The organism is Aliivibrio sp. SR45-2, assembly GCF_963890165.1.
GTDB lineage: Bacteria > Pseudomonadota > Gammaproteobacteria > Enterobacterales > Vibrionaceae > Aliivibrio > Aliivibrio salmonicida.
Map to the genome: position 1 here is coordinate 49,029 of NZ_CAWPRC010000147.1, position 6,000 is coordinate 55,028.

Annotated in this window: 2 protein-coding genes; both read left to right on the top strand. The window is 37.4% G+C overall.

Annotation, left to right across the window (positions count from 1 at the left end):
- The first annotated feature begins 38 nt into the window (after positions 1-38).
- Complete coding sequence (gene tamA, locus AACV33_RS08405) at positions 39-1,760, top strand: autotransporter assembly complex protein TamA (RefSeq protein ID WP_182700140.1); 1,722 nt, start codon at positions 39-41, stop codon at positions 1,758-1,760.
- Complete coding sequence (tamB, locus tag AACV33_RS08410) at positions 1,757-5,554, top strand: autotransporter assembly complex protein TamB (RefSeq protein WP_182700141.1); 3,798 nt, start codon at positions 1,757-1,759, stop codon at positions 5,552-5,554. The genes tamA and tamB overlap by 4 nt, the downstream gene beginning before the upstream one ends.
- The last annotated feature ends 446 nt before the right edge of the window (positions 5,555-6,000 follow it).

The window sequence follows — 6,000 nt, forward strand, 5'->3', positions numbered from 1 at the left end:
ATATAATGCATAACTGAATCAATAGAATAATTATAAGTATGACCAAGAAGTTATCCCTCTTTTTTACATTTTGTTTGTTTGCCATTTCATCTAACGTGTCGGCAGAAACAGAGTTGGATATAGAGGGTTTAGAAGGACCTTTACTGAGTAATGTAGAAGCTTACATCTCAGGTATTCCAGAAGAGGATTATTCTGTATCTCTTCGTTTCCAAGCTCGCCTTGAAGAAAGTACGACTGATGCTTTAAAAGCGCTGGGTTATTACCAACCCGTGATCACCTTTACTATTGAAGGTGAAAAATCAGATCACACACTTATTATGACTGTTGAAGAAGGCCAACCCGTTGTTATTTACGTCAGTGATATCATTATTACGGGTGAGGCAAAGAACGATATTGACTTTACTAATGCGGTTGATAATTCAGGACTCAATTTAGGGCAAGTTTTGAACCATGGTCGATACGAAAGTTTAAAAAGTACACTGCAAAATCTAGCGTTAAGAAAAGGGTATTTTGATGGTGAATTTTCGGTTAACCGTTTAGAAGTTGCTCCTGGAAGACATCAAGCAATGGTTCGTTTACATTATGATAGTGGTAAGCGTTATAGTTTTGGTGAAACGACGATCGATGGAAGTCAAGTTGAAGAGAAACGAGTGCGTTCAATAATACCTTTTGAGCCTGGTGACCCTTATCTTGCTAGTCTGGTTGGTGATTTAAATCAATCCCTTTCAAATACTGAATGGTTTTCATCCGTTTATGTTGAACCTGATTTAGATGCTGTCGGTGAAACTCATCAATTACCAATGAAAGTTCATGTCTCTCCTCAAGTTAGAAATCAATTAGAAACCAGTATCGGTTATTCGACAGATGTCGGCGCGAGAGGGAAAATTCGATGGAAAAAACCGTGGTTAAATAAATATGGTCACAGTTTAGATACTGCACTTTCTATCTCTAAGCCAGAGCAAGAAGCTACGATCTCTTATAAAATCCCTTTAGAGCAAGTATTAAAGGATTATTACATTGTGAAGTATGGTCTGAAAAATGTAGATAATCGAGATACTGACAGTTTGGAGTCGAATTTAGCGTTTGAAAGGCATTGGGTTTATGACTCTGGTTGGCATCGCACTATTTATACTCGTTTCTTGTATGAAGAATTTACGCAAGGCATCCAAGATGGGACTGCTTGGCTAGTGCTTCCTGGTATATCATTCTCTAAAAGTCGTACTCGTGGTGGAACAATGCCGATGTGGGGGGATAAAAAAGCATTCACTATTGAAGGTACTGATGAAGCATTAACGTCAGACGTAAGAATGCTTCGCCTACAAGCCCAAGGGGCGATTGTTCGTAGTATTGGGGAAAACCATCGAGGCGTGGCACGAGCCGATATTGGAGCAATATATACCGATGACTTCTACAAATTACCCCCATCGATTCGATTCTTTGCTGGTGGTGATAATAGTATTCGTGGTTACGGATATGAAGAAGTATCACCAAAAGACAGCAGTGGTTATTTAACTGGCGGACAATTTATGGCAACAACCAGTCTTGAGTATCAATATCGAGTTGTGGGTAATTGGTGGTTGGCGACATTTATTGATTATGGTGATGCTTGGATAACAACCCCAGATTGGAAAACGGGCGCCGGTTTAGGCATACGATGGGCTTCTCCTGTGGGACCTGTTCGACTTGATTTTGCGTGGGGATTTGATGCTGAACCTGGTGATGAATTTAAAATCCATTTTACGTTAGGACCTGAAGTATGAGTTCCTTATCGGTAAATGAAGAACAAGATAAGCCGCAATTAAAGAAAAAGCGTCGTTTTAGTCGATACTGTATTTGCTTAGCCTTGTTTGTTCCAACAATTATCCTCGTGATTTTATTGTTAGTCGGTGCATTGGTTTTTACAAACTCAGGCTTGAAGTTAATTATTTGGGGGGCTGAAAAAGCGGTACCTGAACTTTCAATAAAAAACATAGATGGAAGTTTAATTCCGGAATTTACTCTATCAGAGGTTAAGTATCATAATGATGAGCTACTTAACGCTGATATTTCTCGTTTTCATTTTGGGTTAACGGCAAAGTGTTTATTGGTTCCTTCACTTTGTATTGATGACATTACGATTGACGGGCTTGTTTTGGATTTTCCTCAATTACCCACCTCGCCAGAAGACGAAGCGACTAAAGCACCTACAAATAATGAGCTGCTTTCAATTCCTATCCCTATCAACATCACCAAGATCTCGATTAATAATATAGATGCTACTGTTTTGGGTAATCGTATTCAGTGGGATAGTTTTTCTACTGGGATTAAAATATATAAGAGTGATTTGACCATTACACCTTTGCAATGGAATCGAATTAATTTACAGCTTGCTGAGAGTGAAAAAGAAAAGACGAAATCGAAAGATCCCGCAGATAAAGTCTCGGATACCCCAATTGTTTTACCTGATGTTTATGTTCCATTAAATATAAAGGTAGAGCAGTTTTCACTTCGTGATTTTGTGTTACAACAGGAAGCGCCAGTTAAAATCAATCAGCTTGACTTTAAAGCCAATATTGGTGAGAACGATATTAAGGTTAATGATTTTTATCTTGATACACCACAAGTTAATTTGTCTTTAGATAATGAAATATCTTTACAAGGTGATTACCCATTAACATTAAATGCGAATGCGGTAATAAAGGAAACGGAATTAAAAGGTCATAAAGTAACGATTACAGCCAAAGGGAGTGTTGCAAACTTAGAGGCATCTCTTGATCTTGCTGGGGGATTGAAGGCCAACGTTGAAGCAAATATTCATCCTCTTGAGACAACATTACCTTTTGATGTTCATGTGTATAAAACGGAACTTTATTGGCCGTTATCTGGTGTAAAAGAATTTAAAGTAAGCGTGCCTAATATAAAAGCAGAAGGTGACCTTAACCAATACAAGTTTGCGAGTGCTCTATATATAGAGGGAAAAACAATACCGCAAACAGATTTACGTTTAGAAGGTAAAGGCAATTTAGAAAAAGTTGAGCTTTATGACTTTATGGCGGATACATTAGGGGGAAGTATTTCTGGTAGTGCGGAAGCCGATTGGGCTTCTTTAGTTCATTGGAAAGCTGATGTATATCTTCAGAATATTCAACCAGGTTTACAATGGCCAGAAGCAGAAGGTGACATTAGTGGCGAATTAGTCACCTCAGGCAGTTTAACAAAAGAAGGTGGTTGGAAGGTTACCGTGCCAACCATCGATATTAATGGCATTTTTAGGGAGTACCCATTAATTATAGAAGGGTCGCTAAAAGCGGATGATGTTAAAGGTTTAGGAGAACCGTCCCTCGAGGTTGCACAATTAGCACTACATCATGGGGATAACGGATTAACGATTTCGGGTTCTTTAGATAAAGAATGGGATCTTAATGTTGATATAGACTTTCCTGAATTATCTGACAGCGTACCAGATGTTCATGGGCAGTTAATGGGAAATGTAGCCTTAACCGGAAAAGTAACAGAACCTAAAATTAACGTAGATATAAATGCGGTAGAATTTCAACTGCCTCAAAAAACCACACTAAATAAAGCGTCTATTAAAGGTTACGTTGTTCCTATGCCTGCAATTGATGCGGATCTTAGTATTAAATTACTTGGTGGTAAATATAAAAAACAAACACTTAAAGATTTAGTGGTTCGCTTTAGTGGTAAAGAGCATAATCACAAATTACAAATTGATTTAGATTCTAATGTTATTCAATCGCATCTTTTATTTAATGGTTCTCTTGAACGTAAAAAAGGGTGGAAAGGTGAATTAAGTAAAGCTGATGTTGTTACTGAAATTGGTCCATGGAAGTTAGATAAAAAAGCTTCGCTTGCTTATGATATCCAAAAGCAAGAGTTATTCGTTCAAGCTAACTGTTGGAGTCAGGGAAAAACATCGTTGTGCCTAAATAAAGATTTAGTCGCTGGAAACTCAGGCAGTGCTGATGTGAGCATTAAACATTTTGAATTCAGTAAAATTAAAAAATTCTTACCAGAAGAAACAAACATAAATGGTGAGGTTAACCTTGATGCATTAGCGAAATGGGCGGTAGGGAAACCTCCTTATGTAAAAGCGTCATTGTATTTACCAAAAGGAAATATAGAGCAAGAGATGGAAACCCCTCTTATTGTTGGTTGGGATAAAGTAAATGTTAATGCTGAAATGAAAAATGATGAGCTAAAGAGTGATTGGCTTATTGCATTAACAAATAACGGCGAATTAAAAGGTGAGATGACGGTTAATCAATTAACTGGTTCTAAAAAACTTAATGGTTACTCCAATATTAATACCGTTTCATTAGCTATGCTTGAACCTATTTTAGGAGAGTATAGTCAATTAGAAGCAATGGTGAATTCGAGTATTAAGGTCTCTGGGCCGATAGAACATCCTAAATTATTCGGAGACCTTAGTGTTGATAAAATAAAAGTGAAGGGTGAAATATCTCCAGTTGACATAAGTAATGGCAATATCAATATTCTTTTTGGTGGCCACAGTGGAAAATTGACATCTTTGATCACTACATCTGACGGGGATCTACATTTAAAAGGGTTTGGTGATTGGTCAGCATTAGACGCTTGGAAAGCAGGGTTGGATGTCTTTGGTAATGAGTTGCAAGTTAACGTCCCTCCAATGGTGAAGTTAAAAGTTAAACCAGACATGAAAATTAGAGTAATACCGACATTGGCGAAAATTACAGGCTCTATTGAGATCCCTTGGGGACGGATAGTCGTGAAGGATTTACCAGAAAGTGCAATTGGTGTATCAAAAGATGAAATTATCTTAGGTGATAATCTAAAACCAATCGAAAGTAACACGTCATTACCTATGGCAGTGGAAACCGATATTGATCTCAGCATTGGTGATGATGTTTTGCTTTCTGCTTTTGGTTTAGAGGGTGGATTAGTAGGAAAGTTAAATATTACTCAAAAAAATAAAGGTCCGTTTATTTCGGGTGAAATTAACATTGAAGACGGAACCTATCGTTCATTTGGCCAAGATCTACAAATCACGAAAGGAAAAATATTATTTAATGGACCGGCAGATCAACCTTATGTTGATATTGAAGCAATTCGCAATCCAGATAATACAAAAGATGATGTTGTTGCTGGTGTAAAAGTGAATGGACCAGCGGATACACCTAAAGTTGAAATTTTTTCATCACCAAGCATGCCGCAAGCAAATGCGTTGTCTTATCTATTGAGAGGGCAGGATATCGATAGTGATTCTGGTGGTAATGCCATGACGACCACACTAATTGGATTAAGTTTAGCAAAAAGTGGCAAGGTGGTGGGGGAAATAGGTAAAGCATTTGGTGTTCAAGATTTACAACTTGATACCGCAGGCTCTGGTGGTGATTCACAAGTGACGATCAGTGGTTATATCGCACCAGATTTACAAGTTAAGTACGGTGTGGGGATATTTAATTCTCTTGGTGAGTTTACATTAAGGTATCGTATTGTCAGCGATCTTTATATAGAAGCGATTTCTGGACTAGATAATGCGGTAGACTTAATTTATCAGTTTGAATTTAACTAATGAAATGCGCCAAATGTGGATAACTTTGTGGGTAACCTGTTTTAAGCTTTAGGGTAAAAAATTATAAGTTATCTATCGAATAAAACATCACCAAACAGTAATAAAAAGTGAATTTAATGCTTGCTAATGTGAAGCGTCTCTCTATAATGCGACCTCACTGACACGGAGCACTCAACGTAGAGCTGCAAAGGGTTGGTAAGAAAAACGGTTAGGAAATTAAATAGCAAAAAGTGTTTGACACTGAAGCTTAATTGATTAAAATGACCGTCCTCTTCACAGAAAGGCTGAAACGCTTTGAAAGTAGAAGAGATGCTCTTTAAAAATTTGAAACCTATTAATCTGTGTGGGCACTTGTGAGTTGATAATCACTAGTTTGCTTTTACTTTTCGAAGTGAATGCAAACAAAAATAATCAATGAACTGAGTGACTACACAAAATTACTTTTA

Excerpts from the sequence above, each read along its gene's own strand:
- tamA (WP_182700140.1), top strand. The coding sequence starts at position 39 with ATGACCAAGAAGTTATCCCTCTTTTTTACATTTTGTTTGTTTGCCATT.
- tamB (WP_182700141.1), top strand. The coding sequence starts at position 1,757 with ATGAGTTCCTTATCGGTAAATGAAGAACAAGATAAGCCGCAATTAAAG.